Genomic DNA, 17,211 nt, shown 5'->3' with positions numbered 1-17,211 from the left:
GAAGACGATGGTTTTAAAGCTTGCACTATTCGTATTATTGCTCGTATTTACAGCTTTTTTTGTCGCGACTGAATTTGCAATTATTCGCATGCGATCAAGCCGCGTCAATCAGATGGTAGCAGAGGGCATGAAAAATGCTAGAGCGGTTGAGCAGGTAACGAGCAAGCTTGACGGTTATTTATCTGCCTGCCAGCTCGGCATTACGATTACGGCGCTTGGCCTCGGATGGTTGGGAGAACCAACGATTGAGCTTATATTGCACCCGTTATTTGATCGGATACATATCGAGGGCGAGCTAAGCTCGGTGCTTTCGTTTGTCATTTCCTTCATCATTGTAACGTACTTGCATGTCGTCCTAGGAGAACTTGCTCCCAAAACGTTAGCCATCATTAAATCGGAAGAAGTCAGTCAGTTTACAGCTCCAATTATCATCGTTTTTTATAAGGTGATGTATCCGTTTATTTGGCTTCTCAACGGATCTGCGAACTCCTTGGTAAGATTGCTGGGCTTAAAGCCAGCGAATGAGCATGAGGCTCATTCCGAAGAGGAAATCCGCATTATTTTGTCGGAAAGCTATGAGAGCGGGAAAATTAATAAAAGCGAGTATGGCTATGTCAACCGGATTTTTGCGTTTGATGAGCGGCTTGCGAGAGAAATTATGGTTCCTCGGACGGATATGGCCTGCTTGTATGTGGATCATACGCGCGCGGAGAACCTCGAAATTATAATAAGAGAGCAATACACGCGTTTCCCTGTGGCCAAAGGAAGCAAAGACAACATCATTGGGATATTAAATACAAAGCAATTTTTTCTCCGCTATGAAACAAACCGAGATATCGACGTAACATCTCTGCTTCAGCCCGTTATGTCGGTTCCTGAAGTCATGCCGATCAATAAGCTGCTCCGCAAAATGCAGCAGGAACGCGTTCAAATTGCAATTCTGTTGGACGAGTATGGTGGAACGGCGGRGCTAATCACCATCGAAGACATCATAGAAGAAATTGTAGGGGAAATCCGTGATGAGTTCGATGAGGATGAAGTGAAAGAAATCGAATATATTGAGCAGCAGCGTTATTTGGTTAACGGCAAGGCACTGATCAGTGATTGGAATGAGATTGCAGGAACTGATCTTGAAAGTGAAGAAGTAGATTCTGTAGGCGGTTGGCTCTTTAATCAGAGGCCCGAACTTCCTATCGGAGAGCCGTGGACCTATGGGAATATGACCTTTATTATTCGTGAACGTGACGACAATCGAATCCGGAAAATCGAAATTCATACCGATTTGATCGAAAATGAAATGGGAACCTACGGACATGCATAGGCTTGTATAGAGTGAGTAATTTTCAGTCTATTTCTAGGAGGAGATTGGGCGTTGGGTGATCTAATTAATGCGATTATTATGGGTATCGTGGAGGGCCTTACTGAGTTTTTACCAGTTTCATCAACGGGTCATTTGATTTTAACAGCGGAGCTGTTGAATTTCACAGGTGATCGAGCGAAAACCTTTGAGGTGGTCATTCAATTTGGCGCTGTGCTTGCTGTGCTTGTGTTATACCGAAATCGGTTTGCGAGTTTACTTAATTTCAAGGTAGGCAAAAATTCGGGTTTGAATGCTCTTCACATCATTATTGCAATGGCACCGGCGGGAGCTTGTGCTGTTTTGCTTCATTCGTTTATAAAAGGCGAGTTGTTCGTTGCTGAGAAGGTGCTGATTGGTCTTGTGGCGGGCGGAATTCTGATGATTATCGCCGATCGTGTACGAAAGAAGCCGACTGCAGAGGAGCTTGATGACATTACCTACAAACAGGCCTTTGCTGTTGGATGTTTTCAAATACTCGCATTATGGCCGGGCTTCTCGCGTTCAGGCTCGACGATATCTGGCGGCATGCTGTTTGGTGTAAGCCAGAAGGCTGCGGCCGAATTTACTTTTTTAGTATCCGTTCCGATTATGGCTGGAGCGAGCGGAATAGACCTACTTAAAAGCCGAGAGTTTCTCACGATGTCGGATTTGCCTCTGTTTCTAATTGGACTAATAGCTGCATTTGTTGTAGGGATGATTGCGGTCGTAACGTTCATAAACATGATGAAAAAAATTAGGCTTTCATGGTTTGCCTATTATCGTTTTGTGCTCGCAGCACTATTTTATTTTATTATTTTATAAATGGAGAGAACACTGATTTTCGACAAAATTATCGAGAATGATTTTCAACTACATATAATGTAGCAAAAATTCGCTTGGATCAACTATCATTAATTTATATCCAATCGATCATTTTTTCTAATATATCCGAGATAATCAGGGCAAATTGCCCTGATTTCTTTGTTTTGTGGATGAATAACGATCTTTTTCCATAAAATTGTAATTTAGGAGCGTGAAATCATCGTTGATGGATTTGTCTGATTATGTTAGGTTAATAATTATTGAAGCACTTCTGAAGCACTAATTTTAAGTTAACTATGAAAACTAATGATGATTTTATGTTTATGAGAGGTGGATATTGTTGCAACTTCAGGTAACGAACAGTCCTTTTAATCAAGAGCAAGTTGACCTTCTGAATCGCCTTGTACCATCACTAACGGAGTCTCAGCAAATTTGGCTGACAGGTTATTTGTTCGCTCGTCAAGCATCAGCAGGTCCGTTAACGATAAGTGCGGATGTGCAGGCTGTCTCCGAGGGAGCAGCAGTTGCGGAAGTTATTTCGGCTATCAGTCAACCAGCGGTTTCCCGTGAGGTAACTGTATTGTTTGGCTCTCAAACCGGCAATTGCCAGCGGGTAGCTACCAGCTTATCGCGCAAGCTGGAAGAACAGGGTCTGCAAGTAACACTTGCGCCAATGAATAAGTTTAAGACGAACAATTTGAAAAAAGTCGAAAACCTTTTTTTGGTTGTCAGTACTCATGGTGAAGGGGAACCGCCGGATAATGCGAAGAGCTTCCACGAGTTCCTTTACAGCAAGCGAGCTCCACAGCTAGAAAATGTAAGCTTTTCTGTCTTGTCGCTTGGCGATACGTCGTATGAATTTTTCTGTCAAACGGGTAAAGACTTTGATCAACGTCTTGAAGAGCTTGGCGCAAAACGTCTTGTTCCTCGTGTAGATTGTGACCTCGATTATGATGAGGCTGTTGCTGGCTGGTCAGCAGAGGTTATCAGCTCATTAAATGATCGTTTGAATGCTGCCTCGGGAACGACTGCAGCTATAGCGCAAACTAGCAGCGAAACAACACCAGAACAATCCGCCTATTCGCGAAACAACCCTTTTAAGGCTGAAGTTCTTGCGAATATTAACTTGAATGGCCGCGGCTCTGATCGGGAAACTCGTCATTTGGAGCTGTCGCTTGAAGGCTCTAATTTACAATATGAGCCAGGGGATAGCCTGGGGATTTATCCGGAAAATCATCCAGAGCTAGTGGATGCGATTATTAAGCAAATGAATTGGAACGCTGAAGAAGTTGTTCCGATCAATAAGAGCGGTGAGCAAGGCTCATTGCGTGAAGCTCTACTTAAGTATTATGAAATTACAGCTCTAACGAAACCGCTGATCACGCAAGCAGCCGAACTGACTTCGAACCCAGCACTTCGTGAACTGCTAGCTCAAGGGCAAGAGCAAGCGCTTAGAAGCTACATTAACGGTCGGGATCTGCTTGATTTATTGCAGGATTTTGAGCCTTGGCAAGGAAGCGCAAAACAATTTGTTGCTATCTTGCGTAAGCTGCCAGCAAGACTTTATTCCATTGCCAGCAGTTTTAAAGCGAATGAGGATGAGGTTCATCTTACCGTGAGAGCTGTTCGTTATGAGTCTCATGGTCGTGAGCGTTATGGGGTATGCTCCGTACATTGTGCAGAGCGTGTACAACCAGGCGACAGTCTGCCGATCTATATCCAACAAAATCCGAATTTCAAGCTGCCTGCGGATACGAATACTCCAATTATTATGATTGGTCCAGGTACTGGTGTTGCTCCATTCCGTGCATTCCTTGAAGAGCGCGAGGAAATTGGAGCAGAAGGAAAATCATGGCTGTTTTATGGTGATCGCCACTTTGTTACGGATTTCCTATATCAGACCGATTGGCAAAGAATGCTTAAAGACGGCGTCTTGACCAAACTTGATGTGGCTTTCTCCCGCGATACGGAAGAGAAGGTATATGTACAGCATCGTTTGCTGCAGAAGAGCCGTGAGCTATTCGAATGGCTTCAAGCCGGCGCTTATGTTTATATTTGCGGTRATGAGAAACATATGGCACATGATGTGCATACGGCTCTATTAACTGTCATTGAGCAAGAGGGCGGATTAAGCGCTGAGCAAGCGGCAGCTTATTTGAATGATATGCAGGATCAACAGCGCTACCAACGTGATGTTTATTAATAAATAGATAACAACAAGAGTACTTGAATGATTGCGAGAGGAGACAGCAACAATGGCGAAAGAGCAGTTGGTAAAACCTATCGGTGGACCGCCAAGTGAAGTTGAGCATATCAAAAGCGAAAGCAACTATTTGCGCGGCGCATTAGTAGAAACGATGAGCAATCCGATTACAGGCGGTTTGCCTGAGGATGACAATCGGTTGTTGAAGTTTCATGGAAGTTATATGCAGGATGACAGGGATTTGCGCAACGAGCGTGAAAAGCAGAAGCTGGAGCCTGCATTTCAATTCATGATCCGGGTAGTACTGCCAAGCGGTGTAGCAACCTCTGATCAATGGCTTGCCATGGATGAATTAGCTCACAAGTACGGCAACGGGACTTTGCGTCTCACGACACGTCAAACGTTCCAAATGCATGGCATTTTGAAATGGAATTTGAAGCCTACGCTTCAAAAAATCAATAGCGAGCTGATGACTACACTTGCTGCCTGCGGTGACGTTAATCGAAACGTTATGTGCAGTCCTAATCCTTTTCAATCGAACCATCATGAGGAAGTAAGCTACTGGGCACGTCAAGTGAATGATCATTTGGCGCCGCGTACTCGCGCTTATCATGAAATTTGGTTGGACGGAGAAAAAGTAATCGATGGTAAAGAGGATGGAGCGGAAGTAGAGCCTATTTACGGACCTGTATATTTGCCGCGTAAGTTCAAAATTGGATTTGCGATTCCGCCATTTAATGATGTAGATGTATTCTCTCAAGACATCGGCTACATTGCAATCGTGGAAGATGGCAAGCTGAAGGGCTTTAACATTTCCGTTGGCGGCGGTATGGGGATGACACACGGCGATACAACGACTTATCCGCAGCTTGGTAAAGTGATTGGCTTCTGTCCGCCCGAGCGTGTTGTGGAGCTTGCCGAGAAGACCGTTATGATTCAACGTGACTATGGCAACCGTTCGGTTCGCAAAAACGCTCGGTTTAAGTATACGATTGACCGTCATGGGATTGAATGGTTCAAAACCGAGCTGCAAAACCGTCTTGGCTGGCAGCTTGAAGAGGTACGCCCTTATCAATTCCAAAATAACGGAGACCGTTATGGCTGGTTGAAGGGAAGCAACGGCAAATGGAATTTGACGTTGTTTATCCAGAGCGGACGTATTGAGGATCAAGAAGGCAACCCGCAAATGACGGGTTTGCGCGAAATCGCCAAAGTTCATACAGGCGACTTCCGCATTACTCCGAATCAGAATCTTATTATCGGTAATGTCAGCAGCCAGAAGAAACGCAAAATTACGGAGCTAGCAGAGCAATACGGACTTACGGACGGTACGCAGCACTCTGCGCTGCGCCGAAGCTCATTATCTTGTGTTTCGTTGCCGACTTGCGGTCTTGCTATGGCGGAAGCAGAACGTTACCTTCCAACACTGATCGATAAGCTGGAGCCGATTATTAATGAAGCAGGACTGCGTGACCAGGAGATCAACATTAGGATGACTGGATGCCCGAACGGCTGCGCAAGACCAGCGCTTGGAGAAATCTCATTTATCGGCAAGGCACTCGGCAAATACAATATGTATATGGGCGCAGGCTATGCAGGTGATAGACTAAACAAGCTTTACCGTGAAAATATCGATGAGACCGAAATTCTCGATACTTTAAAACCGATTATTAATCAGTATGCAAAGGAACGGGAAACGGGCGAGCATTTCGGAGATTTCGTAATCCGCGCGGGTTATGTAAAGGCTGTTCATGATGGTCAACAATTCCATAACTAATTTAAGTATAATTTAAGCAAAAGAAGACTAGGGCGATTTGCCTTAGTCTTCTTTGTTATGAAGAGCACATTGAATCATCGATGAAATAAGATTGACCCTATTCATGAAATGTGTTAATTTGGTAAAAATCATCGGAGTGGAGCGTGCTTATGCCAAAATCAGCGATATTAATTAAACCAACGATCGAATACCGCGACGCGTATATATCCTTTTATGAGGACTGGATAAAGAGCGGTGAAGATATGGTACCGTGGGTCATTGAGAGAGAACCGGAAGATTTTAATGCCATGATAGATTTTTTGTATGCTGAAGATACGGAATCCAAAATATCAAGCAGTGATCGTGTTCCTCATACCACTTATTGGCTCCTAAGTGAGGACAACTTAATTGTAGGAGCGGTTAATATACGGCATCGATTGAATGAAAAATTGCTCAATCAAGGCGGCCATATCGGATATGGCGTTCGTCCATCGGAGAGAAGAAAAGGGTATGCCAATATCATTTTATCAAATACGTTGGAGCTGTTAAAAGATTGGGGCCATCAAAAAGTTCTAGTTGTTTGTGATAAAGGGAATATCGGCTCAGAAAAAACAATTTTAAAAAATGGTGGCGTATTGGAATCAGAATTCGTAGAGGAAAATGGCAATATTATTAAGAGATTTTGGATAGACCTATAATCAATGCAGCTAACTATTCTTGTCAGAAGAAAATAAAGTTCTAGACTGAGAAAATAAAGTGTTAGACTGACGATGCTTCATGAAGCGAACGGGCAGGATAGTGCAAATTAGTGAGTATGTTTACGTTTATTAAAGGAAGAGCCTAAAAAAAAGGGGGTGTGTAATGAAGCGGAAAATTACTGTTGTACTTACTGCATTTGCAATAATTCTAAGTGTATTCTCTATTTGGTACTTGATACCTAAGCAGTACTCAGAGACCATCAATGGTGTATATTATCAATTAGGAACGGAAGGAATAACCGAACGTATAAAAGTACATCTTGATGGGAAATTGCAAAATCATATAAATGGAAAAAGAAGCTTTAAAGGTGAAATTGACTTTGAAGGAAGTAAGGTTCCTCACATTCCTAAAGATAGAACAAAATTAGAGTTGCATTACGATGGTCATAATTTTACAACCATTTTTTCCGCTTTTCGAATCATAGATGATAAAGGTAGAATAGAGCCTAATATTTTTACTTACGGTTGGGTATATACTGATGATAAATTCTCTGAATTTACAATTAAAGTTATGAATGATGATGGCCAGTGGTCCTCATCAAACGGATATATGATTACAGCACCAGCGAAAGACAGCCAGGAAGCAATGAAAAGGTCCCAAGGGTTAATCAAGGAGTTTGAAGAAGAAAGTAGGAAATGATTGAACTAACGAAGAACGATAGTGGAATAACGCAAATGATGAGCAGGCGCTACGGTGGCTGCTCTTCTTATTATGCTAACGGGCAGTTTAGCGTCGTGGAACAAAGCCATATTTTCAGTCAAAGTAGTTTAATTCTTATCTCGAGTTGATATAATTACTCCATGAGGGAGGGATGTAAAATGATTCGGGAAAAATTTAAGTTATGGGTGGAATCTAACAAGAGTGAACTGGCGAGTTTATCCATTTCTACGGAATTTGTGAAGCACGATCTTCCTGAAAGCAGTGTTCCCGACCCTTCTACCGGCATAATTAATGAATCTGATCGATGCATTGGTCAAGTTACTGTCTGGGAATCTAAGCAGATGGAGTATGAGGTTGTTCACATTGGATCGGAAGAAATGATTTTATGGAGATATATTGAGAAGTTACCTGTCGAACCCAATTTTGACGAAATATTAGCTGAGTATTTTCATGTCCTGCAAACAGGATTGAAGCCTGAAGTCCAAAATCGTTAAGTTAACGGGACACGATAGTTGAACAATACATGGATGAGCAGGAGTTGCATAGCTTGATCTTCTTATTAAATAAAATAAGCAGTATTACGCAACAAACTAACTTTCTATAACGTATAGGATTGTGACATGGTATTATTTGTTAATTAGATACCAGTCCACAACTTGTATTGAATATATGCACGAAGTGTGGAGTGTTGAATGGAATAAGGGTTAAACACGCTTTCTATCAGTATAAGGAGGTTATTATGATTAAAAAACTGACTTTGACTTTATTGGCTTCTGCGATACTGATTCTTCTCTCAGTACCAACCCTAGGGTTCGCGGACGAAAAAGATGAGGTTATTGAAAATGGCCAATTGAAAAACAACCGAGTGCTTATACCTTTAAGAGCCGTATCTCAACATATGGGCGCAGCTGTAAACTGGAATCAGGAGCACAAAATAATCACGATCAACAAAGACGATACTGAAATACTGCTTGCCGTCAACTTCACAAAAGTGCGAGTCAATCAGTTGAATGTTGATTTGGATGCTCCGCCCGAGCTAATCAAAAGCACCACCTATGTGCCGTTGCGATTTGTCTCCCAGACGCTCGGAGCCGAGGTAAAGTGGAACCAGCAGGTTAAGCAAGCAACTATTAAGTTGAATGGAAAGAAAATCGTTATAAACATGGAACAACCTTCCATTAAGATTTCAGCCTCCCAAACGTTAACAGGCGCCCRCCTAAAACTTCTGTCCAATATATTAAATGAAGCGAACGATGTGTCTTCCATAAAGCAAATTCAAACTCATTTCAAACCTTACTTTACTGAGAATTTCATCATTTCATCGATTATTCCAAACAAAGGATTGAAAGAAAAACTTTATTTTGAAGAACATACAGGCTCTACTTACTATACAAGCAAAACAACTGCAAGTTTTACACAATCGATCGTCGTTGGATCTGATATATATGCAGATGGAAGAGAACTTTACGTGGTTGATCGGCTAACTAAACTTATTTATACCGATGGGGTATGGAAGGTTGATAATGTAAGATATTCATTAAGAAGTGGATTTCCAAATATATGGATATAATTTGTATTAATCTCACTCATAATGGTTTAGCGTATACCCGCATCTAAAATAACTAATATATATTCGATTCTTCATTAAGCTAATGAGGAACGATAGTTGAACAAACATGGAGTAGATTGCTTCGGCAGCTGCTTCCTTTCTTTGTTAAACTAACGGACTGGTTAGCGTGGCGATGGGTTACATGAGTTTCATAAGCGTGGTAGAATATTCCATATAAACCGAATTGAGAGGGGATTTGGAATGAGCACAAACAACATCCATGAAACCCAGCTCGAAAAGGAACATTCGTACAGTGACGATAATTATGTTGATGAGAACCTTCGCTCTATTCAAAGTATTGAGGGTGGAGGACCAATGAAAAAAATAGATCTAAATTCAATGCCGGGTCCTCTAAAGATCTTCAGCTACTTTGTATTTTCAATTTTAGTGTTAATGGGTGCGGTGGTAGTCTTGATTAGTTTTATTCGTTAAATTTAACAACATCACCACGCTGCTCAACTAACGGGGAATTATAGCTTAACATTCACTATGACGAGGCTGCCGGTATGAATCGGCAGCCTCGTTGAGCTAACGGGAAGTTTTCATCAATCCGCAAGTTTTATTTAAAACAATTTGATAAATGATCGGAAGTGACTAATGAACATTCGTTTGTTGAATGGCTCTGATGCCCAAATGTATAGAGAAGTAAGGTTGCGTGCATTGAAAAATGAACCCGATGCATTTGGATCAACATATGAGCAAGAAGAAACTAAACCATTGGGGCACATTATAGAAAGGATACACCATACAAAAGATCAATTTACATTGGGATGTTTTGACGACAGTAACATATTAGTTGGCATTGTCAATTTTTCACGTGAAAACAGGCTTAAGACGGCACATAAAGGAAACATTTATGGTATGTATGTAGAGCCTCTATTTCGAGGACGGGGGGTAGGTAAAGCCCTTCTATTAGCCTTGATTGAAAGAGCAACAAAAGAATGTGAAGGGTTGGAACAGATTCATTTGACGGTTGTGTCTAATAACAAATCAGCAAAACGCTTATATGTCTCGCTGGGGTTTGAAGTTTACGGTATAGAACCACATGCATTAAAGTTTGATGAACAGTATTTCGATGAAGACCTAATGATATTAAGATTGCGACTTTTAAACTAAAGGGCACGATAGCTCAATGAACCGCCTTTTTAGCAAGGTGGTTTCTTATGGTTAAATTTCAACATTAGAATTAAACATAGCCTTATTAATAAGCTAACGGTCAGGTTAATGGAACGGTTATGTAGAATAAATGGTATTCAAAGCTATGGAAGGTAGTTTCAGATAGGAGATGAGATTGACACTGTGACTCTATTTTATTATATTGCTGCAAGCCGTGAGCTTCCAACAGGCTCGTTTGGACAGAAAAAAACAGTTATGACGATTAATGATTACGTAACGAATGTGAACCCTGCCGCTAAGGATCAACTCAATATGCAAATACTACTGGAGAAATACCCAAAAGGGGACAAACTTATGGATCTCTACTATACTGAAGAGGATGCAGCAGGATTATATATAACCGGTCCCGTAACCAGACAATCCTCGCATCTTTTCCGTCATCCATTTGTTTACCAAGTGAACCCCGAAGGAGGTTCCTTCGAGATCAATGACAAAATTAAACATTCTCACCCCATTTTATACCAGACAAGCAAAAAGTGCTTAGTAGAGCTTTTCGAATATTTACGCCGTAATATGGAAATAGGTGAAGACTTAGAACTGTATTGCTGTTGGGCGCACGGACAGGAGAGATTTTTGGATGCTCCTAAAAAAGAACTCGATCTCGTGATTGAACTATCCACATTTCGATTGGGGAATGAGTTCGAGTGGAAAGAACGTCAGTATATAAGCGTTAAGTAGTGAGCCTAGGTACAGTTTTCCATTAAGCTATCGGGTAACGTTAGTTTAATGACAACAGTGGCAGTCTAAGACTTTATTTATCAAGTCTTGGTCTGCCGCTGCTTTATATTAATGGTGCAGTCTAAATCAAATTTTTCAAAAGCTGACGATTCTTCAATTCAAAAACTCTGCTAAACCAACAACTCCAGTCTAATACTTTATCTTCAACGAAAAATTCTGCTAGCATTTGCAAATCATCAGCTGGTTTCCGTCAGGGTCTTTAAAGCTGAAAAAGTGACCATGTTCAATTTCGCTTACAAGCTCTACATTCTTATCACGCATGAACTGAAAAGCAGCATGGATGTCATCCGTATTAAAATGAAAAATAGGTGTTCTTGAATAAGTATCTTCTGTATAAATTTTACTGTCTAAAACAAGGTTTTGGCCGTTGTTATCTAAAGGAATACAGCATAAATGACCTGCAATGATATCATAGGTTGGCTCCAATTCAAGAATGGAGCAATACCATTCACGAGCTTTTTCAATATCGCTAACCGTAACAAAGATTGCTCCTACTCTATTCATAATAATACCCATCATGAAACACTCTCCTTTAATTTTACATTTATTCTATCATGCTTTGAGGGCTAGCTCACATCATTTCTTCCATTATTATCAAAAAGAGGTTATTCCAATTGCTCGGAATAACCTCTTTAACTTATTGATCGCGAAGCAGCTTCTTATCAAGAATAAATGTGCCAAACGGAAGGAAAGCTGCGATAAACGCTGCTGCTGCCTTGAGAATCGACCAGCGGTGTTTAATCCATACATGGAAGACAGCAAGGATATAAAGAACGAATAAGAGGCCATGAAGTCCGCCTACAACAGTCACGGGTTCTGGAATATCAGCCCAGTATTTGAGGGGCATTGCTATTAAAAGCAGTAATAGAAAAGATAACCCTTCGATGAAACCAACGACCCGCAGACGACCCATTGCGGTTTTAAGCATTAAATAACCTCCAATTAATAAGATGGCGAGCGAGGCTCTAATCCTGCCCACAATAGTTCTACGATTTCGAACGCGGCTTGTTCCACTGTTTTTTCATTATTAATGATTTCTTTACGGTTTCGTACCGTTAACATAGCTGTAAAGACATGAGCAAGCAGCATCGAATCACCCCGTTTGATTTCGCTCTCGTCCATTGCCTTCTGAAATACACTCCCAATTAATTCGTGTATCGCTTGCTCGCTCGTACGAATGCTCGTAATTTGCTCCTCAGTCAAACCGCTGGAAGCTTCCCGCATCATCGTTTCAAACTCAACATGAGCATTGTTCATATGGCGTTCAGCAACAACAAGCATTCTTTCCTTCAGCGACCCGGTGCTGCTAACAATTTTTGAAGTTTGATCATAAGCCATCTTTAGAACAAATTGAAGACATTCCGTGAACAAAACGCTTTTATTATTAAAATAATAATAAACGCTTGCTTTAGTAACCCCGCATGCTTGGGCTACACTTTCTAATGAAACTTTTTCGAAACCTTGCTCCATAAATAAAAAGGCTGCTGTGCGCAAAATTTGCTGCATCGTCTGAATTGAACCTGTGCCTTTGGGCCGGCCTGGTTTGCGTTTTATTTGGTCCTCGCTCATCGACATGCCCTCCATTCATCAAATTGTAATAAATATGAATTGATTAATTAACCTTTCGGTATATATAATTAAATTATCGCTTGAGTTAATTTTAAACGATATTAGTCGTAATGTGAAATGGAGGATTTGTCAAATGATCGAAAGATTAGCAGGAATGGTCGCTGGACGACGTACTAGGTGGATAACATTAGTTGCGTGGATTGTATTAGCCGGGCTGCTAACTGTATTTCTGCCAGCTGTGGGCGACAAAGAAGTAAGCAATGCTCCAAACCTAGAGGCTGACAGCCCGTCCGTTGTCGCTGATCAATTAATAAAGGATAAGTTTCCAAGCTCCTCTGGCATTCCAGCATTGGTGGTCTGGCATCGAGAAGGCGGCTTAACAGAAGCGGATTATGCGCTTATTCAAAAAACGACGCAGAAGATTGTTGAAAATCCGTTGAAAGAGCAAGGCGAGGTTATACCTCTTCATCAAATGCCTTTACCTGCTTTGCAAAAATTTGCTTCAGAAGACGGAACGACACTCGTTCAGCCGATTCAGTTCGGTGAAGCAACAGAAACTGAAGTTTTGAAGGAAAATATTGAGTCCATAAAAGCTATCATCGGAGAAGCATCAGGTAAAGAACCTTTCTCCGTACCTATCCATGATGCAGCTGAATTAAGCGTGCGCGTCAGCGGTCCTGTTGGGATTTCGGTTGATGCAACCGATTTATTCAAAGGAGCGGATGTATCACTGATGATAGCAACGGTACTTATCGTACTAGTCTTGCTGCTCCTTATCTACCGTTCGCCGATTCTTGCCATCATTCCACTCATTGGTGTTGGATTTGCTTATGCTGTTACGGGGCCATTGCTTGGCTTTATGGCAGGTGAAGGATGGATAACGGTAGATGGTCAAGCTGTATCCATTATGACTGTGCTCTTATTCGGAGCAGGTACTGATTATTGTTTATTTTTTATCTCGCATTTCCGTCAAGAACTTACTCGTGAAAGCGACAAAATGAAAGCACTAAAACGATCGTTCAAAGACGCATCGGGTGCTATTGCAATGAGCGGCTTTACGGTAGTTCTTTCTTTGCTTGCTTTGCTTGCGGCTAAGTACGGTGCTTATGATCGGTTCGCAGTTCCATTCAGCTTATCGATCCTTATTATGGGAATCGCAAGTTTGACGCTGGTTCCGGCATTGCTTTCAATTATTGGAAGAGCCTCATTTTACCCGTTTATTCCGCGTACAGATGCAATGGCGCATGCACATGCGGACAAAAAAGGAAAAGTGTACCGTAAGCCGAACACGGAGAAGAAGCTCGGCTCCAAAATTGGAAATCTCGTAATAACGAAGCCGTGGATGGTCGTTATCACCTCTGTATTGATACTAGGAATTTTCGCAAGCTTCTCCAGTCAAATTAAATTTACCTATGATCTGCTGTCTTCTTTTCCAGAGGATATGCCTTCAAGAGAAGGGTTTGAAGTGATTTCGAAGTCATTTACGCCAGGAGATTTAGCACCGATTACAGTGGTTGCTGCGACGGATGGTGCAGTACCTGAGTTAGCAGAAAAGCTTGCTGCTGTACCGCTTGTAGATCATGTTCAGGAGCCGCAGCCGAGCGTTAATGACCCTAATTTACTATCGTATACGGTCATCTTGAATACGAATCCATATTCCCAGGAAGCAATGGAGACGATTCCGTTACTCCGAGCTGCAGCAGAAGCTGCGCTTACGAATGGAAACGTTACTGAGGCTGATCAAAAAGTATGGATCGCTGGCCAGACAGCTACGCAATATGATTCTAAGGTGCTGACGGATCATGATAATAATGTCATTATTCCTTTAGTTATCGGACTCATCATGATTCTGCTGTTTGCTTATTTAAGATCCATTACTGCAACATTATACTTAATCGGCACTGTATTGCTGTCGTATGCAGCCGCACTAGGCTTAGGCTGGGTGATCCTGCATTACATCATGGGCGTTGATGCCATTCAAGGTGCAATTCCGCTTTATGCATTCGTTTTCCTCATTGCGCTTGGCGAAGATTACAATATATTTATGATCTCAAGCATTTGGAAAAAGAGCAAAACGCTGCCGCTGAAGCAAGCCATCAAAGAAGGGGTAAGCGAAACGGGCGGTGTTATCACTTCAGCAGGACTTATTCTTGCAGCTACGTTTGCCGTGCTTGCGACGCTTCCTATCCAAGTGCTTGTCCAGTTTGGCCTCATAACAGCGATTGGGGTGTTAATGGATACCTTTATCGTTCGTCCATTCCTCGTACCAGCTATTACGACTTTACTAGGCAAGAGAGCGTTCTGGCCAGCAAAAGTATCGCTAGTAGAGGAATCCAAGCAAAAGGCAAAAGGATAACAACTAAAAAAGCTGTTTCGATCGTAGCTTTCACTACGGGAGAAACAGCTTTTTTATTGCTATAAATGAAACATTTTCCCAAAAGAAACCGTCTTAACCTAAAGGCATAAATGCCTGCTATAGAGAAAAGGTTGGGGGAGTAGATATGATCAATAAAAAACAGAGACTTTCAGTTGGATTCATTTTCATATTTTTTATTAGCAGCTTATTGATTATGCCATCGAATGTCCAAGCCTGTTCTTGCGTACAACCAGGTACGGTGGAGGAGAGCAAAATCAAAAGTGACGCAGTGTTTGAAGGAACGGCAACTTCTGTTAAAACATCCTCACAATCCTTGTTTCGTTCCTCTGAGAGAGCGGTCAAAGCCAGCTTCCAAGTCAATGAAGTGTGGAAAGGACATGTTGCTCCAACGCTTGAAGTGAAAACGGCTGAAAGCGAAGACAGCTGCGGCTATACGTTTAAAGAAGGAGAACGTTATTTGGTTTACGCAAAAACAACTGGAAAATCGCTACAAGCACTCTGCAGCGCAACATTATTGCATAGTGAAGCAAATGAACATATCAAGCTGCTTGGTATAGGTTCATTGCCGCCGCAGCCGGAGATCCCCTTGCATAAAACGGAAAGCTCATTAACACAAGGCTGGTACATAGGACTTGGCGGTGTTGCTGTTATTTCACTCATCTCCGTATTTTATCGTCAACGAAAACGATCTAAATCAAGAACATAGCAACGATCGTTGTCACAGAGAGACCGATGAGCACTGGCTTTAAATTGCGACGTGCGAGTTCAAAAGGATCTACTCCGCAAATAGCTGCAGCAGGAATGAGCGCCCATGGTATGATTGTACCGCCGCCTACCCAGATTGCAGCAACTTGACCAAGAGCCGTCAAAGTGGCAATCCCGGAGCCTATAGCGTGGCCAAATAGCTGTGCGATCGAGCCTGCAAGCGAAATGCCGGAGAAGCCTGAGCCATCAAGCCCTGTTACTGCTCCGACTACTGTTAATGTAATCGAGCCAACAACACCATTAACGGGAACGACGTGAGCTAGGGCAATACCGAGGTCATTAACTATTCCGTGCGACGCTTCAGGAAGCTTGTCGCCGAACATGGCTAGAAATCCAGAGTCGCCCAAGTAAAAGAAAGCCGCAATCGGTATAACCGGTCCAAATACTTTGAAGCCGAATAGGAAGCCTTCAATTAAATAACTAGTCGTTTTCTCGAACCCTTTGCCGCGGTGTGTCAGCATTGTAATGAACAGCATAATGAGTATGGCTGTTCCGCCAATCAGCGCAGTGGCATCACCGCCTTGAAGCTTAAGCACGAACATGGCTGCCACATCAAGTGCGAATAACAAAGGAATAAGTGCTGCGAGCCAGCGCTTTGTACTCAGTGACAGAGCATTGCGGTCGGCATCGAAGCTTGGGTCGTTTGATGGATCTGGCCCTGCGGCTGAAAGGACAAGTCCATCACGCCATGTACCAAGTTTCTGATCACGTCGCATTATCCAGTAGGCAGCGACGGTTGTGACAACCCCCATGACAATAACTAACGGAATGCTGGCCTGCATGACGGAGCTGACAGGAATACCAGCAGCATCCGCAGTAAGCTTGGGTGCGCCTTGGATGATATAATCACCAGACAAGGCGATGCCATGTCCGAATAAATTCATCGCGACTGCCGCTCCGAGTGCAGGCAGCCCAACACGTAAAGCTACAGGGAGTAAGACGGCACCGATGAGTGCAACCGCTGGCGAAGGCCAGAAGAAAAATGAGGTTACCATCATAATTAAGCCGATTCCCCAGAAGGCGAGCGCGGGTGTTCTAAGAAAACGGGTAAACGGAGATATCATAATCTCGTTTATACCGGTTCGAATAAGGATACGACTCATGGCAACGATGATGGATATAATTAAAATCGTTCCCAGCAATTCTTTTATGGCAAAGATAAAGCTGTTAAAAATACCGCTTACAGAACCGCTTGCCGATGTGGTTGCTAGTATTCCAATTCCTAAGATTCCGGCAATACAAATAAGCGTTGTATCGCGTCGCATCAGCATAAATCCAATGATTGCGATAATAAAGGTCAAATAAACCCAGTGAATCGCCGATAAATGAATATCCATCTCGATCATCTCCTTGTGACATACACGAAACCAGCATGAGCTGTTAATCGTACAGTAATGTATGCATCAACTCGAATAGGCGTTCATCTCGGTAGTAGGAT

Annotated in this window: 17 protein-coding genes; 13 read left to right on the top strand and 4 right to left on the bottom strand. The window is 42.4% G+C overall.

Annotation, left to right across the window (positions count from 1 at the left end; all coding sequences use genetic code 11):
* The first annotated feature begins 7 nt into the window (after nucleotides 1-7).
* The 11 genes from AB4Z45_RS02885 (at nucleotide 8) to AB4Z45_RS02835 (ending at nucleotide 11,002) form a co-directional block, all read left to right on the top strand.
* Nucleotides 8-1,321 (top strand): hemolysin family protein, encoded by a 1,314-nt coding sequence (locus tag AB4Z45_RS02885; RefSeq protein ID WP_441907803.1) that lies wholly within the window; start codon nucleotides 8-10, stop codon nucleotides 1,319-1,321.
* Nucleotides 1,322-1,372: 51 nt separating this feature from the next.
* A complete protein-coding gene (locus AB4Z45_RS02880) occupies nucleotides 1,373-2,161 on the top strand; it encodes an undecaprenyl-diphosphate phosphatase (RefSeq protein ID WP_441907802.1) in 789 nt (262 codons plus the stop codon).
* Nucleotides 2,162-2,501: 340 nt separating this feature from the next.
* Nucleotides 2,502-4,364: an assimilatory sulfite reductase (NADPH) flavoprotein subunit gene (locus AB4Z45_RS02875; RefSeq protein ID WP_441907860.1), complete on the top strand. Its 1,863-nt coding sequence runs from the start codon at nucleotides 2,502-2,504 to the stop codon at nucleotides 4,362-4,364.
* Nucleotides 4,365-4,416: 52 nt separating this feature from the next.
* Nucleotides 4,417-6,141 carry an assimilatory sulfite reductase (NADPH) hemoprotein subunit gene (gene cysI, locus AB4Z45_RS02870; RefSeq protein WP_441907801.1) on the top strand — a complete coding sequence of 575 codons (1,725 nt, stop codon included), beginning with the start codon at nucleotides 4,417-4,419 and terminating at the stop codon, nucleotides 6,139-6,141.
* Nucleotides 6,142-6,290: 149 nt separating this feature from the next.
* Nucleotides 6,291-6,818 carry a GNAT family N-acetyltransferase gene (locus tag AB4Z45_RS02865; RefSeq protein WP_441907800.1) on the top strand — a complete coding sequence of 176 codons (528 nt, stop codon included), beginning with the start codon at nucleotides 6,291-6,293 and terminating at the stop codon, nucleotides 6,816-6,818.
* 163 nt (nucleotides 6,819-6,981) lie between these two features.
* Nucleotides 6,982-7,518: a hypothetical protein gene (locus tag AB4Z45_RS02860; RefSeq protein ID WP_441907799.1), complete on the top strand. Its 537-nt coding sequence runs from the start codon at nucleotides 6,982-6,984 to the stop codon at nucleotides 7,516-7,518.
* A gap of 179 nt (nucleotides 7,519-7,697) precedes the next feature.
* Nucleotides 7,698-8,033, top strand: a complete 336-nt coding sequence (locus AB4Z45_RS02855; RefSeq protein WP_441907798.1) for an immunity protein TriTu family protein — start codon at nucleotides 7,698-7,700, stop codon at nucleotides 8,031-8,033.
* A gap of 245 nt (nucleotides 8,034-8,278) precedes the next feature.
* The gene (locus tag AB4Z45_RS02850; protein WP_441907797.1) at nucleotides 8,279-9,109 is read left to right on the top strand and encodes a copper amine oxidase N-terminal domain-containing protein; all 831 of its coding nucleotides are present in this window, start codon (nucleotides 8,279-8,281) and stop codon (nucleotides 9,107-9,109) included.
* Nucleotides 9,110-9,349: 240 nt separating this feature from the next.
* The gene (locus AB4Z45_RS02845; RefSeq protein WP_441907796.1) at nucleotides 9,350-9,580 is read left to right on the top strand and encodes a hypothetical protein; all 231 of its coding nucleotides are present in this window, start codon (nucleotides 9,350-9,352) and stop codon (nucleotides 9,578-9,580) included.
* A gap of 165 nt (nucleotides 9,581-9,745) precedes the next feature.
* Complete coding sequence (locus AB4Z45_RS02840) at nucleotides 9,746-10,264, top strand: GNAT family N-acetyltransferase (protein ID WP_441907795.1); 519 nt, start codon at nucleotides 9,746-9,748, stop codon at nucleotides 10,262-10,264.
* Nucleotides 10,265-10,447: 183 nt separating this feature from the next.
* Nucleotides 10,448-11,002, top strand: coding sequence for a hypothetical protein (locus tag AB4Z45_RS02835; RefSeq protein ID WP_441907794.1), 555 nt, complete (start codon nucleotides 10,448-10,450; stop codon nucleotides 11,000-11,002).
* Between the two features lie 219 nt (nucleotides 11,003-11,221).
* Here the strand turns inward: AB4Z45_RS02835 and AB4Z45_RS02830 are convergent, their stop codons facing one another.
* The 3 genes from AB4Z45_RS02830 to AB4Z45_RS02820 form a co-directional block, all read right to left on the bottom strand.
* Nucleotides 11,222-11,581, bottom strand: coding sequence for a VOC family protein (locus AB4Z45_RS02830; protein WP_441907793.1), 360 nt, complete (start codon nucleotides 11,579-11,581; stop codon nucleotides 11,222-11,224).
* 118 nt (nucleotides 11,582-11,699) lie between these two features.
* Nucleotides 11,700-11,990, bottom strand: coding sequence for a DUF3817 domain-containing protein (locus AB4Z45_RS02825; RefSeq protein ID WP_441907792.1), 291 nt, complete (start codon nucleotides 11,988-11,990; stop codon nucleotides 11,700-11,702).
* 14 nt (nucleotides 11,991-12,004) lie between these two features.
* Entirely contained in the window at nucleotides 12,005-12,631 is a 627-nt protein-coding gene (locus tag AB4Z45_RS02820) for a TetR/AcrR family transcriptional regulator (RefSeq protein ID WP_441907791.1), read from the bottom strand.
* A gap of 133 nt (nucleotides 12,632-12,764) precedes the next feature.
* Here AB4Z45_RS02820 and AB4Z45_RS02815 point away from each other — a divergent pair, with 133 nt between their 5' ends.
* Together AB4Z45_RS02815 and AB4Z45_RS02810 are read left to right on the top strand one after the other, a co-directional pair.
* Nucleotides 12,765-14,987 carry an MMPL family transporter gene (locus tag AB4Z45_RS02815; protein WP_441907790.1) on the top strand — a complete coding sequence of 741 codons (2,223 nt, stop codon included), beginning with the start codon at nucleotides 12,765-12,767 and terminating at the stop codon, nucleotides 14,985-14,987.
* Between the two features lie 145 nt (nucleotides 14,988-15,132).
* On the top strand, nucleotides 15,133-15,714 hold the full coding sequence (locus AB4Z45_RS02810; protein WP_441907789.1) for a hypothetical protein: 582 nt from the start codon (nucleotides 15,133-15,135) through the stop codon (nucleotides 15,712-15,714).
* Here AB4Z45_RS02810 and AB4Z45_RS02805 read toward each other — a convergent pair.
* Complete coding sequence (locus AB4Z45_RS02805) at nucleotides 15,698-17,110, bottom strand: hypothetical protein (RefSeq protein ID WP_441907788.1); 1,413 nt, start codon at nucleotides 17,108-17,110, stop codon at nucleotides 15,698-15,700. The two genes, AB4Z45_RS02810 and AB4Z45_RS02805, sit on opposite strands and share 17 nt — an antisense overlap.
* Nucleotides 17,111-17,211: the final 101 nt, after the last annotated feature.

The organism is Paenibacillus sp. MCAF9 (assembly GCF_052114265.1).
In the GTDB taxonomy this organism is placed as follows: Bacteria; Bacillota; Bacilli; order Paenibacillales; family Paenibacillaceae; genus Pristimantibacillus.
The sequence above is the reverse complement of the archived record's forward strand: the minus strand, read 5'-3'. Positions and strand labels throughout refer to the sequence as shown.